This is a genomic window from Bacillus cereus group sp. MYBK195-1, assembly GCF_051916605.1.
In the GTDB taxonomy this organism is placed as follows: Bacteria; Bacillota; Bacilli; order Bacillales; family Bacillaceae_G; genus Bacillus_A; species Bacillus_A cereus.
The window spans coordinates 220,307-240,817 of the sequence record NZ_JBQAGZ010000006.1 but is presented as its reverse complement, the minus strand read 5'-3'; the positions used below and the strand labels follow the sequence as shown (position 1 = coordinate 240,817).

Genomic DNA, 20,511 nt, shown 5'->3' with positions numbered 1-20,511 from the left:
GCTTCCCTCGGCGTCATAATTTCATCCAAAGTAAATAACATTCTCTCCATCTCCTATTTCTGTTATTTATAAGTAACTATACCTCATATTTTGCGTTATTTATAACTAACAATCCAGTTTTCTTACAGGCTGTTTTACAAAATTTTTACAAGGGATATGTTATATCATGTCGAAGACTTAAATTATAACCATATCTTTTTACTTCTATACTTCCATTATCTAGGGAACCCCCCAGTATCCAAGACTAAATTTTACCCATACATCATTTTTTTGATGTAGCTCTTGAAGATAAAAACTATTTAATTTTCAAGGAACAGTTATTAACTTAAAACTTATTATACGAGGAGGGTGTATCATGAAAAAAATATGCTTTGTATTAATTGTCGACGCTGGTATAAATTATGGTTCAATATTTTCTCTACCATTTTTAAGGAATCAGGATGATTTGAAGGAATATTTTTCTAAGTATTATGATGTTTCAATTAATTATATTAGGGATAAAAGCTCAGTTGACTATTTGGTAGTTCCCAAACCATGTCCAGCTTTTGATAATGAAAATAATCTTCCAATAATTGAAGTACCAGCAATCTTATTTATGGAAAAGAATTTTGAAAAAATAAAGACTTATATAGACAATTATTTTTCTAATAACTCATAAAGAAAATAAAAGTACAGTAAAAAGAAGTCCGATAAAAAACGAGTGGTGTAGAATATTTCTATTAATCATTCGTTTTTTATTATATTTACATATATTTTTTAAAAGAGGATTATAGACGTTCTGAAAAAAATTAATTATAACAAGAACAGTGTTCGTGCTACTATCTACGGTTATTTTTTGTACTAAGTACCCCTTTAACTAACAAGACAACAAAAAATAATTAACATATTAAAGTGAATAATGTTACTATTTTTCAAACCTAATCTAGAAGACACCGGAATTCTTTCGGCTTCATATTCCTTCATCAGCTCAAAATCAGCCTGATTATTAACATCTAACTTTCGTAAATCGTACTTTTTGTCTATTTGACGTATCATATTTGAAACCTTCAAGCTGAAGCTACTTTCTTGCACCTTTTCAAAACCAAATTTAGGATAAAATTCTAACACCGTATCATTCGCGAATAAGTATATAAAATCATAATCCTTCTCGTATTTTTTAATGATATGATTCATTAATTTAGTCGCTAAACCTTGATGTCTATAATCCGGATGTGTCATCACTGTACCCAATTGAATTACTTTATATTCCTTACCGTTAGAGATTACATTCATTTTATTAATAGATGTATTTGCGATGACTTTATCTCCATCCACATAAGAATAGCAAATATAGTTATCATTCCAACAACCCCTGTCATACCATCCTTTAAAATCCAATTCAAATACATGTTTTGCAAGGTCATTAAAGCTTTCCTTATATTTTTCATTTTGCTTGTAGTCACTAATTAATTGATATTCATTCATGATAAATCCTCCATTTTTTATTATATTTTCCTAAAAAGAGTGTATATTTCTTACAACAATCTACTACTAAGTTTTCGTTAATCACCGCCTTATAATAGGTGTAACGGCATAGAAACATGCTTCCGGAATCAAAAAACGACAAAAAAAGACCACAAGAAGAAACATCTTCTCATGGTCAAATTTCTGTCTATTATAAATACACCTATCTCGAAAGAATAGATATCGTGAAATAACATGAAATTTTTTGATAAGATATAATGTCTTCTAACCGCTACTAGTAAAAGGGTATAACAAATAAAATCAAGGAATTATCCTTAATTTGACCTTTTACAGTATAAAATTCGTTTGAATTTTAATTAGCGATTAATAAGCTTCATCATATACAATCAAAACCTCTTTTCAATATAATTTCTTACTAAGAATATCTCCTTTGAAAACCGTTGTAAATGAAGACATAACAAAAAACGAGATTTATGTCCTTCTGTATCACCAAAATCGGTCGTTTTTGGTGATACAAAAAGACACATACTATTATTCTCGAAAACTACAGAAAAATCCCTCCACCTTAAGGCAGAGGGACTTTCCAATTCCTATTTCAAACTACCCGCAATCTCCGTAAAGATAACTCCAAGTGCATGTGCACCTGCATCTGGATATCCTAAGCTTCTTTCGCCAACTGTACCAGCGCGGCCCATGCGAGCTACGATTTCTTTCGTGTACTCTGCGCCTTTGACCGCTGCTTCTGCACCTTTTTCAAAGGCAATTTTCATGTCTACTTCGTTTGAAGCGCTGTCTAACCAAGAGTCTACACATGGAGCAAGTGCGTCAACAAGTGTTTTGTCACCAACTACCGCTCCTCTGCCGAATGATCTTTCACCGATCGATTGGATGCCTTGCAGTGCTGCTTGCAGTATTTCAGCGAATTCTTTCACTGTTAACTCGCGCTTCTCGCCTGCTGCTTTACTAGCTGCGCGGAATGCTCCGCCCCAAATTGGACCTGATGCGCCGCCGCAATGTTCCATAATAATCATCGAACAACCGTCAAGGAATGATCCGATCGTTACGTTTTCTTGATCTACAATAGAATGCCACTCACGTTTTAATTGCTTAAATCCTTTTGCTACACTCATTCCGAAGTCGCCGTCGCCAGCATGCGTGTCTAGCTCACAGAACGGTACTTCATTTTTAATAATAATGTCGCTCATTTTATCAACGAGATACACCATGTTGTTTAATGTGATAACATTATCTTTTATAACAGCGTGCTCTTCTGCCGTTTCTAGTTCAAAAGAAACTTCCTTCTCTTCTGCCTCTTCCAGTACATTTACATACTCTACACTTTCAACTGGTCCATCTACTTTAAACGCTGGTGTATTACATTCTTTTGATAGTAATGTTTTTAGCTCTTCATCTAACTTCATTACCGTTAAAGACATACCAGCCATATCAATACTTGTCATATAGTTACCGACGAATACTCTATTAATTTTAATGTTTCTTGCAGCTAGTTCTCTCGTAACGGCGTTGTTAAATAAGTAAAGTTCTTGCAGTGGTGTTCCGCCAAAACCGTTAACTAGAAGTGCGATTTCCTCGCTATCTTTTACTCCTAAATCTTTTACAAGATCATTTGTCATACGGTTCGCTAGTTCATCTGCTGACAACATTTTTTCACGCTTAATTCCTGGCTCGCCGTGAATACCTACGCCGTATTCCATTTCATCTTCCACAAGTGTGAAAGTAGGTGATCCGCTCGCTGGAACTGTACAAGACGTTAACGCTAAACCAATTGTGCGCACGTTAGCCGCTGCTTTTTCCGCTACAGCTTTTACCGCTCCTAAATCCATACCTGCTTCCGCTGCTGCGCCGGCAATTTTATGAACTAAAATAACTCCTGCAACGCCGCGGCGTCCTACTGTATACAGACTATCTTCTACCGCAATATCATCGTCCACTTTTACGTAGTCGACTTCAATTCCATCTTCCGTCGCTAAATGCGCACCGTTTTTGAAATTCATAATATCGCCGCTATAATTTTTAATAATTAATAACGTACCTTTTTTACTAGCTGTTTCTTTAATTGCTTGGTATACCTGAATTTGTGAAGGAGAAGCAAAAACATCTCCGCACACCGCCGCATCTAACATTCCTTTTCCGACTAATCCTGCATGTGCCGGCTCATGGCCACTACCGCCGCCACTAATTAACGTTACTTTGTTTTCGTTCATTTCTTTCTTCTTAATCACTTTATATTTTTTCAAAAGTTCAAGCTCTGGGTGAGCCATAACCATTCCGTTACACATTTCCATTACTAATGTTTCTGGTTTGTTTATAATCTTTTTCATTGTGATTATCCCTCAATTCCTTTAATATATTGTGATATATTTGAAATCTTCTTCTTACTACTCATGTTAAAATGAAAGCGTTTTATAGTAAACGGACAAAATGGACAATCTGTCTAAAGACACCGCTCTCATTTATAGATAGGATTTTTATATTACTAACATTCTAGGGATGATTGAGATGACCTCTTCTATAATTTCTAAAAAGATAATCGCGAACTCATTGAAATATTTAATGGAAACAGAGTCGTTTCATAAAATATCAGTGAGCGATATTATGTTACACTGTCAAATGCGTAGGCAAACTTTTTATTATCATTTTAAAGATAAATTTGAACTATTAAGCTGGATTTATAGAGAAGAAACGAAGGAAAACATTATCGACTTTCTCGATTATGAAACATGGGAAAACATTTTCGATTTATTATTTGATTACTTTTATGAAAATCAAAAATTTTACCGAAATGCTTTTAAAGTCATTGAGCAAAACTCGTTTAATCACTATTTATTTGAGCATACGAAAAACTTATATATGAAGATTATTGATGAACTATCTGTAAGCTGTGGATTCAGCCTTTCTAATGAGACAAAAAATACGATCGCCTCCTTTTATAGTCACGGCTTCGTTGGAACGATAAAAGATTGGATTGAAAGTAAATGCGAAGTAAACCCGTCCATTATGTCTTCTCTTATGAAAAATATGATAAACAATCAATTACTACTATTACTTGAGCAATCAGCAAAGTAATTAAAGGGTGGCAAAAGCAATGAAAAAGATTATGAATGATGTACAAAATATCGTTCAAGATATGCTGCATGGCTTTTATTTTGAACATAACGACAAAGTAAATTACGATGAAACAAATAACATCATTTATGTAAAAGATATCGAAAAACTGAAGCAAAACGTCGCGATTATAAGCGGCGGTGGTAGCGGACATGAACCCGCTGATATTGGCTATGTAGGAATAGGTATGCTTACAGCGGCAGTAAACGGCAGCATTTTCACTCCGCCTACAGTGGAACAAATTGTAGCGGCTACTCGCCTCATGCCAAAAGATAAAAGTATTTTATTCATCATTAAAAACTTTAAAGATGACGTTGAGAACTTTCTAGCGGCTGAGCAGATCGCTAAAGAAGAAGGAAGAAAAATTGACCACATCATCGTAAATGACGACGTTTCAATTGAAGATGATGCTTCTTTTAATAAAAGAAGACGCGGCGTCGCTGGTACTGTTTTCGTTCAAAAAATACTTGGTGCAGCCGCTCTTGAAGGCCATTCTCTAGAAGAACTAACAACACTTGGCCGTTCTATCACTGAAAACTTACACACATTAGGAGTTGCCCTTTCCCCTGCCAACGATCCAGTAAAAGGAAAAGCTTCATTCACATTAAATGACGATGAAGTGTTTTATGGCGTCGGCATCCATGGCGAAAAAGGTTACCGTAAAGAAGCACTATCCTCTTCTGAAATATTAGCGATCGAACTAATGAACAAACTAAAAAGCATTTATCGCTGGAGAAAAGAAGACAACTTCGCTATCCTCATTAATGGACTCGGCGCAACTCCATTAATGGAACAATACATTTTCGCAAACGACATTCGCCGTTTGTGTGAACTTGAAGGTTTACAAGTGACATTCGTAAAGGTTGGTACGCTGTTAACTTCTTTAGATATGAAGGGTGTTTCGCTTAGTTTGCTTAAGGTAGAGGATTTGGATTGGGTGAAGTGGTTGAAGGTGGATGTTAGAGTGGGTAATTGGTAAGTAAAAATTATGATGATAAAAGCCTTTAATTATAACAAGTTAAAGGCTTTTTACAAATTGAAATATCGCACGAGCGTTCAAAAGAAATTCGTAATCACCTCACTGAAGGATGACAGGTCTTCCAAATAAAGCTGGATAATAAATTAACATCGCCCCTACAAATGAACATACTAGACAAAAAACAGCCTCGTATTTTATGACTAAAGAAGAGTTCGTATCAAGCTTTTTTCCCTCTCTTTTCAATATCATTTTAAATAAAGCTCTATATAATACATACCCAACAATCGCTCCGAGGGTATTCGTAAATAAATCATCAATATCCGTAATTCTATTATTTAATAATTGATTTAACTCAATTGCCAATGAAAAAAGGAATCCCGCGCATACGGTGTTTTTCATTTTTCTAAACTGCGGCCAAATAGTCGGTAATAAAAAGCCGAACGGCATAAACAGTACAATATTTAAAAGATACGTCGTACTACCTGCCGTATCAAATAGAGTCAAGTTAATTTGACTTACACGAATCCACGTTTCATATCTACTTATATCCCATACAGTCGCGATTTGCGTCACCTTATACACTAACGAAAGATAGAACAGAAAAATATATACCCATAGAAAATGCCGAATAGATATGTTTCTTTTCGCTTTAAAATAAAATCCAATTTGAAACAAAATACAAAAAATTATAGTGAAAAAATACGTATACAAATAACTAATCAAAACTCCTGTATGCATGTGGAATCCCCTAACTTTACATTTTCATCTATTATTTAAGAACTGGTACTTTGTTCATATATTTAATCTTCTACTTTGTCTTCGGATATCGGGGATATATTAAAAATAAAAAATCCCCACTTATTCATTTTCAGTCTCCTCCTTGATGTAACTTGTTTATAGGATAGGAAAAACTTTTAAAATAAAAAGTAGGGTAAATATAAAATTTTTCTTAAATTTTATGTTAGTTTTTATTATTACTCTTATTAGGAATCCGCTATTCGTTGTTAGGTAACGCCATGCTTACACCTATAAAAGTATTGAATTACTGAAGAATTCTGTCCTCAATATAACAGCAGATTCACATCAAAAATGTAAATCCTCATTTCCTTCGTATTTTCCTTTATTAAGTCTTTTTCTTATAAATAATTCTGCCACAATTAAATTAGGTACCCATGCTAACCAAGCAATAATAGCGTAACTAAGTTCAAACCGCTCTATTCCAAATAGAACTATAAACAACGGTAGCCAAATTCTTAATGTAACTGCTCCAAAGGTTAAAGAATAATTTCTAATCATCCAGTTCCGATGCTCTTTAATTTTTTTATTCTTAACTCTATGTAACGCTTGATATGCTGATGTTAGCCAAAATACAGATAACAAACCAAAGCCTAGCTTCGCTACCAATCCTCCCGTAGCATAAAAGGATAGGTATAGTCCAGAAACGCCTCCTAATAATATACCAACCATGTAGATTCTCCCAACTATTCGATGACGGTTGATATTCCTCTCTCTAAATTTAGTGGATAATGTGAAAGGACCAATTACTAATGCTACTATACTAGTCGTAATATGTATAAATAACATACTATACCAGAAATCACTTAATTTAGATCCAAACATAAGCTTCGCTTTTACAAGCCCTGTTTGAAATCCATCCATAATAGAATATTGGACAACAATATAACCAGATACTAAAAGAGCAAAAAAAGTGAATACAAACCAAATTTTTCTGTTCAAATTTTACTGCCTCCCCATTACATTCACGAAAATTAGATTATATATTACTGTTCATTCTCGGGAAAAATAGAAAAGCCTTCTAGCGAAATGAAGTGACCTCCGAAAAAGGGACATTTAATAGATTAAGATTTCCAAAAATAATGAATATATATGTTATATTGTTAGACGTACTGAAAAAGCTAAACAGTACAGCAATGGGGATTTTTCTAATGGATATGTTACAACAAGTAATAGATAAATTTAAAATGAGTAAACTCTTAAGTATATCATTCTATACTTGAGAGTTTACTCATCTATCCCTTCTCATCCCTCATACTGTAATACCCCAAATTAATAATAATCAAGAAATACCCACCCATAATTCCAGCTGCAAATGTCCACATGAATTCATGATGTTCAATTTCATACATAATAATCCCGCCGAGTATTGCAGCTGCGAACCGATTTATCATTCCGAGCATCGGTGCTTTTTCTTTTTTTACAATGCTATCTCCGAACTTTTCAATACGCCTTCCTAAAATCCAGGCGCAGTACATACTCACCAAAAGGCCAATGCTTATCCCGACAAACTGGGCTCGAAAAGGTGTCAACAACCATCCCAATAACATTACGCCTAGCAAACAATATATTTGTATGCTAAATGATCTTAATGCCATACGAATCATGTTCTGCTCCTTACCTTTCCTATTAATCCCATCTTTCGGACTTCAAACTTTCCGATATATCTTTCTTAAAATGAGGGAATTTGATTTTGCTCACCATTAAATACGCGAGTACACATGTACCAAACGCCACGGAAACTGGATTCTTTAAAAAGCATAAAATGAGGAGACACATCGCCGCGAATGGAATGGGCATTCCGATGAATGTTGGGAGTTTGCTTTGCTGTGTGTTAAATCTCGCAAGCCGAAGCATTCCGCAAATACTGTAAGCGAGCGCGCATATCATCCCGATAGACTGCAAATCTTTTAACGAAGCATTATATGCAAGAATAGATGGTGCCACACCAAAAGTAACTAAATCCGCAAATGAGTCCAGCTCTCCACCAATTTCTGAAACAGAATCAAGTTTCCGAGCAATCATGCCATCAAACAAATCAAGGACCATACCTGTAATAATGAACATAACTGCACCGTACATATCCTCAACGAAAACAGCATGAATAGCCAAAAGCCCACACACAAAATTTGCTATCGTAATCATATTTGGTATGTAACTCATCACATGCTTCCCCTCCTTTCTACTAATTGCTTCATCTAAGTTCTTACTCATTACAATCAAGATCCTTCTGCTTTTCTTCCAATATCACTTTATTTATTTTCGTTAACGTCTCTGTCATTTGCTCTAGGGCATTTATATCGATTTTAGAAAAGTATTTCTCAATTAATACATCATCTAACTCAGACAACCGCTCTATATACTTACTACCGTTTGGACCAAGTGTAAGATAATACTCCCTTTTATTATTAGGGTTTACTTGTTTTGAAATCATCTGTTGCTTTTCCAATTTCGATAAAACTTGGCTCACCGCACTTTTCGTTATATTAAACGTATTCGCAATGTTATTTGCTGTCGTGTTTTCATTTAAATGAATATGAAATAACATGCTCTCTTGCTGCCCAGTAAGACCGAACTCATCCTTTAAATCTTGAAATAGTAAAATATAGAGTTCCGTATAGGCTCGATTCATTTCATTAATTACTTCTTTATACGTTCTAGTCATAGCATCCTCCATGCTTTTATTTCGTTTCGTTTAATAGTTAAGTTTACTTAACTTAACTATATTATACCGTTATGTTTGTGTAAAGGGAAATATAACTCTACACTCTACTCACAATGATACAAAAAAGACACTCTTCTAAAACAAGTTTAGTCGCTTCTGTCTCACTGCTTTCCTCATCCAAATACTCGGTAAGTCATTCTGAATAATCAAAAAGAAAATCAATAAAATTCCATATAGACCCATTACTGGTTAAAATGTTATAATGGAATTACCCTACATAGTTACTCATAGCCAGACTGAGGAACTAGCGTCTTATTAAGTAATGCGCATAACTAAAATAAAAAAGACACTTTACGGTGTCTTTTTTATTTATATTCCTAGGAATTATCTCTTTTATAAACAGACTCTATCAAACAGTAAAGGAGACTAACAGATGGAACATCCTGTTGCAAGAGAATTACGTTTTATACGGGTATGTCTTATCATTGCATTCTGGGACCGGGAGAAAACTGTAGAAATTACTGATCACGGTAGCGATCCTATCTTAAACACCAGCAATATGACCCAAGTTGGTGAGAATACATTTGCATACAAAGGCGAATCTAATCAAATTAAAATATTTAAGTTTAATCCAGATACAAATGAAATATCACTTATTAAAGAGTTTCTTGCTGAGGAATATTACTCAGATACAGCTAGATAAAGTAATATTGACCACAAAAGTATAATGACCACAGCCTTTAGCCATAATTACGACTAAAGGCTTTTTGTATGTAAGTAAATGAAAAAAGGAGCTAATTTTATGGAACATAATAAAAATGGAATGCTTGCTTTAATTGTTTTATTTTTAGGATTAGTGTTTTTTGTTAGTGGAATGGTTTATCATTTATGGGGCTCATTTTAATTTCAACTTTTAGACAGATAAATAATTCGAATCAGAGAAACGCACAACATTTTCCCTTTTCTTTCCAAAAATAATATAATAAGATATAAAATGTAATACATATAAAGACAAATATATATAGCACTCATTAAAAGTGCTTCTATTTTGGAAGGAAGAAACGATGAACAAAAAGTTATTAGCATCATTATTATGTAGCACATTCTTGTTTGGAGTATCAGCTTGCAGTTCACATGATGCGCCTGCGAAAAATGAGCAGGCGACTTCCAAAAAAACAGAGAATGACAAACTTAGCAGCAAGGATTCGCAAAAAGAACTTCCTACCAATGTAGATTCCTCTGATGTATACATGTCAATGGGATCTGCCGAGTCATTAGATGTTCTAGGGACTGGAGAAGTTAAAGCACAAGGTGTCTTTAAAGTATTAGACATCGCAGTTTATAATCGTAAAGAAGAACCCATTACACTAGATATTAACAACTTTAAATTAATTGATGGATTTGGAAGAGAATATCACATTTCCAATGAACATCAATCTGTACTTAAAGCTGCAAATACCTCTACATTTAAATTTGGTATTGTTAGCCCTGATGAACATTCGGACGGAAACATTGTATTTGATGTACCGAAAAACACGCAAGGATTAACTTTAAAATTTAATAATGATACGTTAGATAAAGAGCTCCAATTAAAAGTGGAATTGGAATAGGCAAAATAAATACGTCTCCCTTAACATTCTCTACTAACATAAAAAAGTACAGTCTTTTCTACAGCAGACTGTACTTTTTTTATCATTTCATTTCACATAACATTCTCTAATTTTTTTGACTAGATGCTCTCCAATCACGAAAAGATGTTGGGCGTCCAGAAAAAGCTCTTTGCTTTGTAACAGATGGTTTTTCTTCAGGAGTCATTGTTTTTTCTTTAAGCGTCGCTGGTTTTTCTTTAAGCGTCACTGATTTTTCTTCAAGAATAGTCACAGCTGTTTGCATTTTCTCTAACTGTTCTTTCAACAATTGTTGTTCAATCTTTAAATCCGTAAGTAAACGTAAAATCATCTCAGAATTAGCCATAAGATCCTCCTTCCCCCAATACACAGAATAAAATACAATATGTAGAAGACGAAATGTCGGTGACAAAAATAAGGTCGTCAACTCTTTTTAACTTCCAAAGTCCTTTTATTTTTTTAAGGACCTGCTCCATTCATCCTTAAAAACATAAAGTAAATTAAATCCATTAATAAATGGTCTTTATGGAAGGAGGAGTTAATATGGGCTATGGCGGTAGTTGTGGTGGAGGCTGTGGTTTCGGCGGCGGATTTGCCTTACTTGTTGTGCTCTTCATCTTATTAATCATCGTTGGCGCTAGCTGTTGGGGCGGCGGATTCGGCTGCTAAGGAGAGGCACTCTTGAGAGTGTCTTTTTTTTAATATGTGGCTCGTATACATCTTGCTCAAAATTTCCGTTCTAGAAGTATTATAATATTAGCTTAACATGTCAGTTCCCCCTAATTAATAGGTGGTTCTAGCCTATAGAATTCTTTTAAATATAAAATGAAACTATATTTCTCAATGAATAAAACAATTTAACATGGTAAAATAATATTTGGACGGGAGTCCAATATATTATTAAAATTAAGATGGTTCAAGTCGAAGGAAGGCACCTTAGGGTGTCTTTTCTTTTTTATAAATAATTATAAATTAAAATTGCAAAGGATGCTTACTACTTACAAGGAACATTTTCTTCCGTACAACTATTTATTTGAAACTAATTACTATTATAAATATAAAGAAGTTATGGATAAAGTAGTGAGGTAAATAAAACAAAATATAGATTTAATTCATGTTTCTCAACGAGGTACCACCAGCATTTTCAAAAAAATACGCTAAGCAAAAAAAATAATCAGCTGTCCATATGGACAGCTGATTTACATCATTACATTTCTATTATTTATCTTACCACTTGTACAGATACTGGTTTCCACCCCTGATTTTCTACCCAATCAATATTAACCTTATATTTTTTATTATTTTGCTTATCTCGTACATTACCGTAGGCTTTATTATTACCATTATTCCCAATAAAATCGAAAATCAATTGGCTCTCTGGAACATCAACAGCATAAGAAATTGCTTTTTTCATCTCACTCCAATCTACTGTTCCTTCTTTAAATTTCATTTCAGGTTTTGCTCCTTGCTCGGTACCAATTGGCTTCCAAGAAGGATTAGTTTGAGAACCCTTTTCTTGAGATGCCGTTTTTTCTTCCTCATTATTTTCAGTTCCGTTCGTTTTTACCGATTTTTCTGTTTTTGATTTCTCTTCTAGCTGTGCTGCCTCTTTATCTTCATTTTTCTTTTCTTCTATCTTTGCTGCCTCTTTATCTTCATTTTTCTTCTCTTCTATCTTTGCTGTTTCTTTATCTTCAGTTTTCTTCTCTTCTATCTTTGCTGTTTCTTTATCTTCGGTTTTCTTTTCTTCTATATTTGCTGTTTCTTTATCTTCAGTTTTCTTCTCTTCTATCTTTGTTACTTTCTTTTCTTGAGCAATTGCTTTCGTTGATGTATTAGAAGGGGTAAACAATTGGTATGTCACTATACCAACTGTCACTAATACCAAAGTAAATGCAATATTAAAAATTGCCTTTTGACGACGATTCTGTTGTTTTTCTTGAAATCTGCTTACTTGTCCCATTCTTCAAACCTCCGTGTTTACTTTCTCCTCTACTCTTTATGTATTATCCCTAAAATTCTTAATATTTTTATTAAACAATAGAAATAAACTACACTTTCCATACAGGATTTCATATCATAATAAAATTTGTGTTTTTTCAAGTATCTGACATATGTTATTCAAAATAGTTTAATACATTAAAAATTGATAAGCTTCTGCACTTAAGAAACCTTCAATTTTATTCAAAGGTGATTCCAATTATGTCCATATTAGATCTCCTGTAGAAAGCTTTTTAACAATTAAACCTCTTCTTCCCTTATTTATAATTTTTAAATTAAATTTCCCTCTATAGTATAATAAAGATGTTTCGTTTTCTAATGGGGTATGTCGTAAAATCAAAAGGGATTTTATCTCTTTTACCTTCTTTTCAGAGTAAATTTCACCACTAGGAAATTCTATTATTCCTAATGTAATCTTTAATTCGCTCTCATCGAAAGGCCACTCCTTGTTAAGTTCCCTTATCTTTTGTATAAAGCTTCTTTTGGTTTGTCCTATATATAGCAATGTTACACTCTTAGCACATACTCTAGAGATTGCAAATATCCCCTTCTTAGAAGCTTCTTCCCTATTATAAAAATCATTTATACTATACATTCCATACCATTTAATATGTACTGTTTCTATGAATCTCACCTCATTTTTAGACAATATTATAATTTCTGAATGTTCAAATTATAATGGGCGCATAGTCCTGATTACTTGAATTATAAATTGTGCTTTTCAATAATACATTTTATTATTACTAATTTCAATAATACAAAAAAAAATACAATATTATAGTTTAATTACAAAACTTTATAAAAAAACAAAGTGATGTCGTACCAAATATTATATTTTTTCAATATCAGACTACCATGAACAAAAGTTAGAGAGTTATGGAATAAAATATAATTTGTATGTACATTTCTTTCAAAAGAAGTTTTGTAGTTTGCAACTGAATTAAAAAAACATAGATTTTTATGACTCTTTCGGAGATATACCAAAGTGGGATCTTTTATATGCACGTTACTATTACCGAACTAAATTTCGGTATAGTATTTTTTTGCAGCTCCTTGATTTTTCAACAAATACGTATAAAAAATCAATAGTAGGAAAATAAACTGCTGGCTAAAAGTTTACTTTCGATAAAATAAAAAAGAATCTGCAAATCTGCAGATCCTCCTGATAATGATTATATAAGTATAGTATCATCCATTTATTTGACTATTATTCGGAAAGTATAAAACTGTTCACTAGATAGCAAAGTATTTTTACATATTGTATTAATTCCTTCTTCAAAAATCCCCCTAAAATAAAAAATACGCTATTCTTTCTGTAGAATCATAGGAAAGGATGGTATTTTTGTATGTCTATTTCTGTATTTGATGAATTATAACTATTTGCTCAAGAAATTCAAAGCTTTTTATGGATTTTCTTTTATTATATCGGTTTCACATATTTCCTCTAAACTCTCTAATACTTGATTTTTCAATTCAGCCATTTACTTATTTTCTATGACTTCTTATTCTTTTTCTTTTATAGGAATCATTGCAAGAACTGTTAAATCTGCATTCGTTAAATCTTTTATCACTTGATGAGAAGCAAATACCGGTAGCGAAACAATAAAACCATCATCTACTTTTGTAATATCATTATGTGTAACATACTCCAGAAATACTTTATTTGCAGCCGCTACAAATTCTTCATCGCCTGTTCCATCAGGGTATGATACACCAATTTCCCCTAACATAATATAATATTGCTTTTTAATACCAGTCATATCCATTGGATCAATGGATTGAATTTTGTAATTTACCATTTTAGATTTCACTTTTCTTTCAGGAATATCTAAGTCAAAAAACTCTCCAGCTTCTTCTAAAATAATATTGATATCTTTGATTGTTGTTATGGCATTAGTTGCTTCCTTAAAAAACATGAGTTGCTCTCTTGATAAAACAATATTTTCTTCCTCTTTCTTAAACTGTAGATTTTCTAAAATATCTTCTATTTCTTCTACATTTTCCAGAAAAAACATATCATTCTCCATATGAGGAATTAATTCTTTTAAGTTTATCAAATACATTTGTGAATATTTTATATTCATCTCTTTAATTTCACGTAATTTGTCTAGAAATTTTAATACCTTAGCTTTACGATATGTTTCTGCCATCATTTTCACCTCTCGTTACATTTTGTATACAATTCGTATACAGATTGTATACAAGGCGTATACAAATTGCAAGTATTAATTTTAAAATACAAAATTAATTGGTATTATTTAAAAATTTTTATTATAGCTATCATGAATTTACTAATACAACTCCACCTATAAAGGTTACGATTCTAAAAAATATTAGATTTTCAAATATTCTTCTTCGCCTGCTGAAACTCTTACAGCGAAACGGACGAACATCCCCATCGATACAGGGAGAAAACAGTCTTTAATATATTAGGTGTCTTTCTGTATGGCTTGATAAATAAGAAGAAAATAATCTCTAATCATATATATGGCCTTATATTCACTCAGCTCTCGTTTCTTTTTCATAAGAAGTAATTGACGCATTTGAAACATAGTAGAAGAACAGAGGAGAATGGCGATTAGTTGCCCATACAAATGGCATTCTAATCTTTCTCGTTTTATCTTTTTACAATGGTGAATATGAAAGAATGATTTCCATATTTTAAATAAAATCTCAATTTGCCAACGTAAAGAGTACCAATCATGTACTTGTCCCATCGGGACAGTATCTGTAGAGGTGTTTGTCATATATACATTGATACCACTGAGACGTTTACTACGAGGGGAATACTTCATTCCTTTCTTTTTCTCTCTTACAGCTTGATCTTGCAATCGTTTTTGTTGTTGTTCATCTGTAAGTCGATGAACAATCACACGAGTTGGTACTTTATCAGTCATTCCTACATAAGCATCGGATATTTCATAGGTTTGTCCTGGTTGGAGAGAGTTCATTAATACCTCCATATTTATCTGTATATACTCTGTACCTTTCTTGATTCTTCCATCCTGAAAATAATCAGGTGTGAGATTTTTTTGATAAATACGTGTATTGGATTTAATACGAGAGATATAGTAAGCCTTTTTATCTTGTATATGTTGAAGATCTTTTAAATGAAAATACCCTAAATCACGGATACATAAATCATCTGGTGCTACAGTTGGAACACACAGAGAACCATAGGTTCGATCATGTTGTTTCCCTGGACCTGTATGGATATGTAGGAATTGTCCGCTTAATAGGTCATATTCAAGTTGAATTTTCATCCCAGCAGTATGGCTACATCCTCCAGCCCCAGGATAAATGGTTGAAAATATATCTGGAAGCTGAAATGCAGTGGAATCTAAAATGCGAATATGCTTGAAAACAGAGGTGTATGGAGAAGAAAGTGGTATAGATGAAGTTAATTTTTTATTTAGAAGGTTAGTCAATATATGTTGTAAAAACTGAACAGCTGATTTATTAAACCTTTGATTCAGTCCTTCCGGACTGATGAGTACTTCTGTGGATGCTTCTAAACAGCTAGATAACTGGGCTAAAGAGGTTGTAGCGATATTTTGACTCATCCATATACATAAAGCGACTAAATCTTTTGCTTGGTATTTACTGGTTCGTTGTACGAAACCAACATCTCTAGCAATATCCCGTAAGGTATTTGGAGATAAAAAACTTTGAATCTCTTGAGCAAATAGTTGTAATTCATCAGATACAGAAATAGACATACAAAAACGCCATCCTTTCCTATGATTCTACAAAAAGAATAGCGTATTTTTTCATTTTAGGGGGGATTTTGTTGAATTAGCTTGATAGCGATTGGTGATACCCCTTATAGGATAATAGAAGTTTGCATTTTCAATTTTTTCACACTCTATTAACAAGGCAGTTATAGCATCCTGGTTTAGCGTTAAGAATGTGAATATATTCTACTTCTTTATTATCAAAAATTTCATCTATATTTTCTCTTAAATTGACACCTTCTGTAACCCTTGCTTCTACAATCATTGAGTCAGCATTGTAGCCGCGTACAGATAGATACCTATGATGTAACATATGCGGAATTTCATTTACATCTAGCTTAGCAGTAGTTGCTCCCTTTCGTATAAATATAGGACCACTTGCTTTATAAGGCGAATTAACACTATGATATTGGTAATTCAGTAAAATTACCTCTTCTCCTACCTCTGCATCCTTCAAACTTATCCTGCAAGGATATCCAGGATTTTTATTTGCTATTATTTTGACTGCCCCGATACTTTTTAATACTTCTTCGTTCATTAGAAATAGGTTATTAAACTCCTTCTCTTGTAACGCAACGATTTGAAAGTTATTTCTCATATTCTATCCCTCCTTAATTAGTTGTTATAAAGCATTTCACTAATGATGCTACCACTAAAGTTCATAAAACTTGTTCAATAATCCTGCTCGTTTGTTGAGGATTGAATTAAAAAGCTTACAATTCTATAACAGAGAAAAAATGGCTTATTATTGTTCAATACAAAGTTGCTTACTTTTAATCAATCAGTAATGATTTATCAAAAAATACGATGAGTACAAAGCACTCTTGTTAATTCATGCTATCTTTTGTTAAAGAACGTGAATTCAGTCAAGTTCTTGGTTTACGGTATTTCCACTATGGAAAGCACGGAATTGACTCGGTGAAAATCCTGTATTTCTTTTAAATGCATTATAAAAGCTAGATACACTTTGATAGCCTGTTTGATAACCAATCTCTGTACTATTAAAGACCGTTGTCAAGAGAAGTTCCTTTGCTTTCTTAACTCTGATCCTTTCTAAATATATTCGAGGAGTATACCCTGTTCTTTCTTTGAAAATCCGATTTAAATGAAAACGACTAACTCCTACCCTTGATGCAATTTCATTTAAAGACATGTTTTGAACATAATTATTTTTTATCAATCGCATAGTATCTTCCAAAACGCATTCGAACGGGTCGTATATTTTTATATTTAGATCTGATCGGCATCTTTTGCATGGACGATAGCCTGCCCTTTGAGCTTCGTGCGCATTTGAAAAAAAGGATACATTTTCATAATTAGGAACCTTAGACTTGCAAGAAGGCCGGCAGAAAATTCCAGTTGTCTTGACTGCGTAAAAGAATATCCCGTCATACGCTGAATCACATGATACTGTTGCTTTCCACATGGTATCTCTGGAAAGGTTATTTTGATCCTTCATTAGAATTTAACCCTCCCTTGTAGGCGAAAATCTTATTACTCAAAATCATATAAATCGCATATATAGCCACGACAATTAACGGAACAAATATATACAATTGAAAAAATGGAATCACCAGCAAACATAAAATGAAAGAGATTAACGATGCCCACCATGCCCGTGTGTTCTTCCTAAATAATTTAACGCCTGCTGCCATTGAAAGAACATAAACTAGAATCCCAAGAGAAGTCGGTATAAACAAAATATCATCAAACGTTAGTGACAAAGCTTTTGTCACTAACACACCTGCTACCGAAAAACAGATAACAAACAATACCATCTGTCTTGGAATTTGAGTAGTTGCATGCAGCCTTGAGAAAAATTTTGGGAAAGCACCATCTCTGCTTAATGAATATCCTAATTGCGTTAGGCTGGCTACAAAAGCATTCGCTGTCCCTGTACAAATAATTAAAGCTAAAACAGCTGTAACGACTTTGGCACCTCCGCCTACTGTATCTCCCATTATAACACCAATAGGAGACAGGTTGCTTTCTTGACTGCCATACGTGGCCGTTCCAATAGTGACAAGGCTTAGCGCTAAAAATAATAATCCAATGACAACTGCACTAATAACTGCTCCTTTGACAATATCTTTTTCTGGCCTTTTAAAGTGCTCAGCCAGATTACAAATCGCCTCCCAACCGAAAAATGACCAAAAGATAACCGTTATAGCGTTCCCGACAGAAAACCATCCATTTGGAACAAAGGGAGTAAAATTTCCCCATTGTATTCTTGGAAACGCCACAAATACAGCTGACGCTAAAAGAATCAATAATAAGGAACTTAAAATCAATGCAACTTTACCACTAACATTTACGCCGTAATAATTGGAAACACCTGCAATTACCAAAATAAAGACGGCAATTAAAATTGTTTCAAAATGCGAAAATCCAAATGCCTGACTGACGTAAAAAGCACCAGTTAAAGATACAATCGTTTGACCAACTGCTGCTGTTACAAAGTAAAACCACCCAACGATATTGCCAAGATGATATCCAAAAGAATTTCTAACAAAGGTTGCTGTTCCACCGGAATCAGGATATATCCGTGCCAAACTAGCAAAGGAATAAGCAAGCGGAAAACTAATTATAATAACGATAAACCAGGATACAATAGATGCAGGGCCCGCTATTGAGGCCGTTACCCCCGATAAAAAAAGGACACCTGATCCTAGAATAGCTGAAATATATAACGCAATTCCTTGAAATAATCCAATGGCTTTATTGTTCATGATCTCCCCCCTTTATAGGATTTAGTGTACTAGTAAAGGGGGGGGAATTCTTCTTGTTTTTTGCGGTTTAATTCGTTTAATAAAACAATCAAAAGCATTTTTATTATATTTCTTCTTCAACAATCTGGCCCGATTGTTGAAGAAAGTAGCCTGTTCCAATAAAGAACTTTATTGTTCAGTAAACAACTTGTCATGAAACCATAAAACGAACCGAAATTTTTCTTATGAGTAGAAAATTCGGCTCGCTTTATGTTGGAATTTGCTTAGCGTATATTTTCGTTAAAATGTGGGCGGGATCCCATGCCCATCAACTTAAAATTTTAAGGTATCCCCAAAACGAAAAAATGAGCTTTTTTATTACAAATTAGCACAAAATCTTGTTCTGGGGGTAGTTGTATTTTCTTAGCTTGATAGCAATGTGGCGGTACCCCTCAATGAACAAAAAAATTAACATAGTAAAATAGTATTCGGATGGGAGTCCAATATATTATTAAAATTAGATGGTTCAAGTCGAAGGAAGGCACTTTAGGGGGGCTTTTCTTTATTTTCAAAAGGACCTACTCCATTCATTCTTAAAAACATAAAGTAAAGTGAACCCGTTAAAATACATGAATGGCCCTTAGTTTTAATCCTCTTACCTAAAGGAGGAACTATTATGGGCTATGGTGGTAGTTGCGGAGAAGGCTGTGGTTTTGCTGGAGGATTTGCTTTGCTTGTTGTACTCTTTATACTATTAATCATTATCGGATGCAGTTGCTTCTGCTAAAAAACTATTAGAAAGGACACTCTTATATGGGTGTCTTTTCTTTATGAAAAATATCTAACTATCAACCTTTTCCTTATGACTTCTAACATCAACAAAGGGTGATACAAACTATTACATATGTTTGTACCACCCTTTATTGATGCGGTTAAACTTCACAAGTGTTGAAGTTTTAGACTTCTCCCTTAGTGTACCCATATTATTAGAACATCCTGTAATCTGTAGACAAAATGTAGCTAATAAAAACAATATTAATAATTTCTTCAATAAATCCTCCTACATGCATAAAACACCATATGTTACAAAACAAACATAGCATCAACTCTTTATAAAAACAATATAATCCTCGTTCCTTAAGCTATCTCTTAACATAAGAGTACCGCTACATATTCATCAAGCTAAGATTTTAAAATATCCTCTACTTAAGGAATTTGTAAGTATCAAGTAAGAAAAACGAGAGCTTTGCTTCGTATAATCAAAATATAAAGTGAAGGAAAAAAGATTATTTTTGGGATTAATATGCATGTAACAAGAGAAGAAATCTACATTTTTTTAGAATAATAATATTAGTATGTCCAAGTTTTGGAGATTGCTTGCAAATATTTTGAAGTTTTCGCACCAGAATTC

General features: G+C 33.4%; 22 protein-coding genes and 1 pseudogene. 7 read left to right on the top strand and 16 right to left on the bottom strand.

Features of this window, described 5'->3' with window-relative positions; translation table 11 throughout:
• Positions 1–355 precede the first annotated feature (355 nt).
• Complete coding sequence (locus ACTFRY_RS22900; RefSeq protein ID WP_098616927.1) at positions 356–658, top strand: hypothetical protein; 303 nt, start codon at positions 356–358, stop codon at positions 656–658.
• Positions 659–852: 194 nt separating this feature from the next.
• Here the strand turns inward: ACTFRY_RS22900 and ACTFRY_RS22895 are convergent, their stop codons facing one another.
• On the bottom strand, positions 853–1,464 hold the full coding sequence (locus ACTFRY_RS22895) for a GNAT family N-acetyltransferase (protein ID WP_098616928.1): 612 nt from the start codon (positions 1,462–1,464) through the stop codon (positions 853–855).
• Positions 1,465–2,054: 590 nt separating this feature from the next.
• Complete coding sequence (gene dhaK, locus ACTFRY_RS22890) at positions 2,055–3,806, bottom strand: dihydroxyacetone kinase subunit DhaK (protein WP_098616929.1); 1,752 nt, start codon at positions 3,804–3,806, stop codon at positions 2,055–2,057.
• Between the two features lie 178 nt (positions 3,807–3,984).
• On the opposite strand from dhaK, the gene dhaS reads away from it, so the two are divergent.
• Positions 3,985–4,551, top strand: a complete 567-nt coding sequence (dhaS, locus tag ACTFRY_RS22885) for a dihydroxyacetone kinase transcriptional activator DhaS (protein ID WP_098616930.1) — start codon at positions 3,985–3,987, stop codon at positions 4,549–4,551.
• A 19-nt stretch (positions 4,552–4,570) separates the two neighbouring features.
• Positions 4,571–5,569 carry a DhaKLM operon coactivator DhaQ gene (dhaQ, locus tag ACTFRY_RS22880; protein WP_061664678.1) on the top strand — a complete coding sequence of 333 codons (999 nt, stop codon included), beginning with the start codon at positions 4,571–4,573 and terminating at the stop codon, positions 5,567–5,569.
• A gap of 99 nt (positions 5,570–5,668) precedes the next feature.
• Here the strand turns inward: dhaQ and ACTFRY_RS22875 are convergent, their stop codons facing one another.
• The 5 genes from ACTFRY_RS22875 to ACTFRY_RS22855 form a co-directional block, all read right to left on the bottom strand.
• Positions 5,669–6,307 (bottom strand): VanZ family protein, encoded by a 639-nt coding sequence (locus tag ACTFRY_RS22875; RefSeq protein ID WP_098616931.1) that lies wholly within the window; start codon positions 6,305–6,307, stop codon positions 5,669–5,671.
• Between the two features lie 345 nt (positions 6,308–6,652).
• Positions 6,653–7,306, bottom strand: coding sequence for a DUF2306 domain-containing protein (locus ACTFRY_RS22870; protein ID WP_001080296.1), 654 nt, complete (start codon positions 7,304–7,306; stop codon positions 6,653–6,655).
• Between the two features lie 293 nt (positions 7,307–7,599).
• Complete coding sequence (locus tag ACTFRY_RS22865) at positions 7,600–7,971, bottom strand: ATP synthase subunit I (protein ID WP_098616932.1); 372 nt, start codon at positions 7,969–7,971, stop codon at positions 7,600–7,602.
• Positions 7,972–7,993: 22 nt separating this feature from the next.
• A complete protein-coding gene (gene pssA / locus ACTFRY_RS22860) occupies positions 7,994–8,578 on the bottom strand; it encodes a CDP-diacylglycerol--serine O-phosphatidyltransferase (RefSeq protein WP_136986244.1) in 585 nt (194 codons plus the stop codon).
• Positions 8,571–9,029, bottom strand: a complete 459-nt coding sequence (locus ACTFRY_RS22855) for a MarR family winged helix-turn-helix transcriptional regulator (RefSeq protein ID WP_098616933.1) — start codon at positions 9,027–9,029, stop codon at positions 8,571–8,573. Before ACTFRY_RS22855 ends, pssA begins: the two co-directional genes overlap by 8 nt.
• A gap of 433 nt (positions 9,030–9,462) precedes the next feature.
• Here ACTFRY_RS22855 and ACTFRY_RS22850 point away from each other — a divergent pair, with 433 nt between their 5' ends.
• Together ACTFRY_RS22850 and ACTFRY_RS22845 are read left to right on the top strand one after the other, a co-directional pair.
• Complete coding sequence (locus tag ACTFRY_RS22850; protein ID WP_098616934.1) at positions 9,463–9,732, top strand: YmzC family protein; 270 nt, start codon at positions 9,463–9,465, stop codon at positions 9,730–9,732.
• A 361-nt stretch (positions 9,733–10,093) separates the two neighbouring features.
• Entirely contained in the window at positions 10,094–10,639 is a 546-nt protein-coding gene (locus ACTFRY_RS22845) for a DUF4352 domain-containing protein (protein WP_001035581.1), read from the top strand.
• Between the two features lie 106 nt (positions 10,640–10,745).
• Here the strand turns inward: ACTFRY_RS22845 and ACTFRY_RS22840 are convergent, their stop codons facing one another.
• Positions 10,746–11,003 (bottom strand): hypothetical protein, encoded by a 258-nt coding sequence (locus tag ACTFRY_RS22840; protein ID WP_000013694.1) that lies wholly within the window; start codon positions 11,001–11,003, stop codon positions 10,746–10,748.
• 197 nt (positions 11,004–11,200) lie between these two features.
• Between ACTFRY_RS22840 and ACTFRY_RS22835 the strand changes: the two genes are divergently transcribed.
• Positions 11,201–11,326, top strand: a complete 126-nt coding sequence (locus ACTFRY_RS22835) for a YjcZ family sporulation protein (RefSeq protein ID WP_000540377.1) — start codon at positions 11,201–11,203, stop codon at positions 11,324–11,326.
• A gap of 553 nt (positions 11,327–11,879) precedes the next feature.
• On the opposite strand, the gene ACTFRY_RS22830 is transcribed toward ACTFRY_RS22835, so the two are convergent.
• From ACTFRY_RS22830 to ACTFRY_RS22800, 7 genes and pseudogenes are all read right to left on the bottom strand, one after another.
• Entirely contained in the window at positions 11,880–12,620 is a 741-nt protein-coding gene (locus ACTFRY_RS22830; protein WP_098616935.1) for a YrrS family protein, read from the bottom strand.
• A gap of 237 nt (positions 12,621–12,857) precedes the next feature.
• Positions 12,858–13,292 carry a hypothetical protein gene (locus ACTFRY_RS22825; protein ID WP_002100802.1) on the bottom strand — a complete coding sequence of 145 codons (435 nt, stop codon included), beginning with the start codon at positions 13,290–13,292 and terminating at the stop codon, positions 12,858–12,860.
• Between the two features lie 868 nt (positions 13,293–14,160).
• Positions 14,161–14,811, bottom strand: a complete 651-nt coding sequence (locus ACTFRY_RS22820; protein ID WP_098616936.1) for a hypothetical protein — start codon at positions 14,809–14,811, stop codon at positions 14,161–14,163.
• 279 nt (positions 14,812–15,090) lie between these two features.
• Positions 15,091–16,377, bottom strand: a pseudogene (locus ACTFRY_RS22815) (IS4 family transposase); the annotation flags it as partial.
• A gap of 139 nt (positions 16,378–16,516) precedes the next feature.
• Positions 16,517–16,990: a DUF1203 domain-containing protein gene (locus tag ACTFRY_RS22810; RefSeq protein ID WP_001245414.1), complete on the bottom strand. Its 474-nt coding sequence runs from the start codon at positions 16,988–16,990 to the stop codon at positions 16,517–16,519.
• A gap of 264 nt (positions 16,991–17,254) precedes the next feature.
• The gene (locus ACTFRY_RS22805; protein ID WP_000654819.1) at positions 17,255–17,851 is read right to left on the bottom strand and encodes a bifunctional transcriptional activator/DNA repair enzyme AdaA; all 597 of its coding nucleotides are present in this window, start codon (positions 17,849–17,851) and stop codon (positions 17,255–17,257) included.
• Entirely contained in the window at positions 17,835–19,121 is a 1,287-nt protein-coding gene (locus ACTFRY_RS22800; RefSeq protein ID WP_098616937.1) for an APC family permease, read from the bottom strand. Before ACTFRY_RS22800 ends, ACTFRY_RS22805 begins: the two co-directional genes overlap by 17 nt.
• A 655-nt stretch (positions 19,122–19,776) precedes the next feature.
• Between ACTFRY_RS22800 and ACTFRY_RS22795 the strand changes: the two genes are divergently transcribed.
• On the top strand, positions 19,777–19,887 hold the full coding sequence (locus ACTFRY_RS22795; RefSeq protein WP_000540371.1) for a YjcZ family sporulation protein: 111 nt from the start codon (positions 19,777–19,779) through the stop codon (positions 19,885–19,887).
• 111 nt (positions 19,888–19,998) lie between these two features.
• Here the strand turns inward: ACTFRY_RS22795 and ACTFRY_RS22790 are convergent, their stop codons facing one another.
• Positions 19,999–20,151, bottom strand: a complete 153-nt coding sequence (locus ACTFRY_RS22790) for a hypothetical protein (protein ID WP_000734751.1) — start codon at positions 20,149–20,151, stop codon at positions 19,999–20,001.
• Between the last annotated feature and the right edge of the window lie 360 nt (positions 20,152–20,511).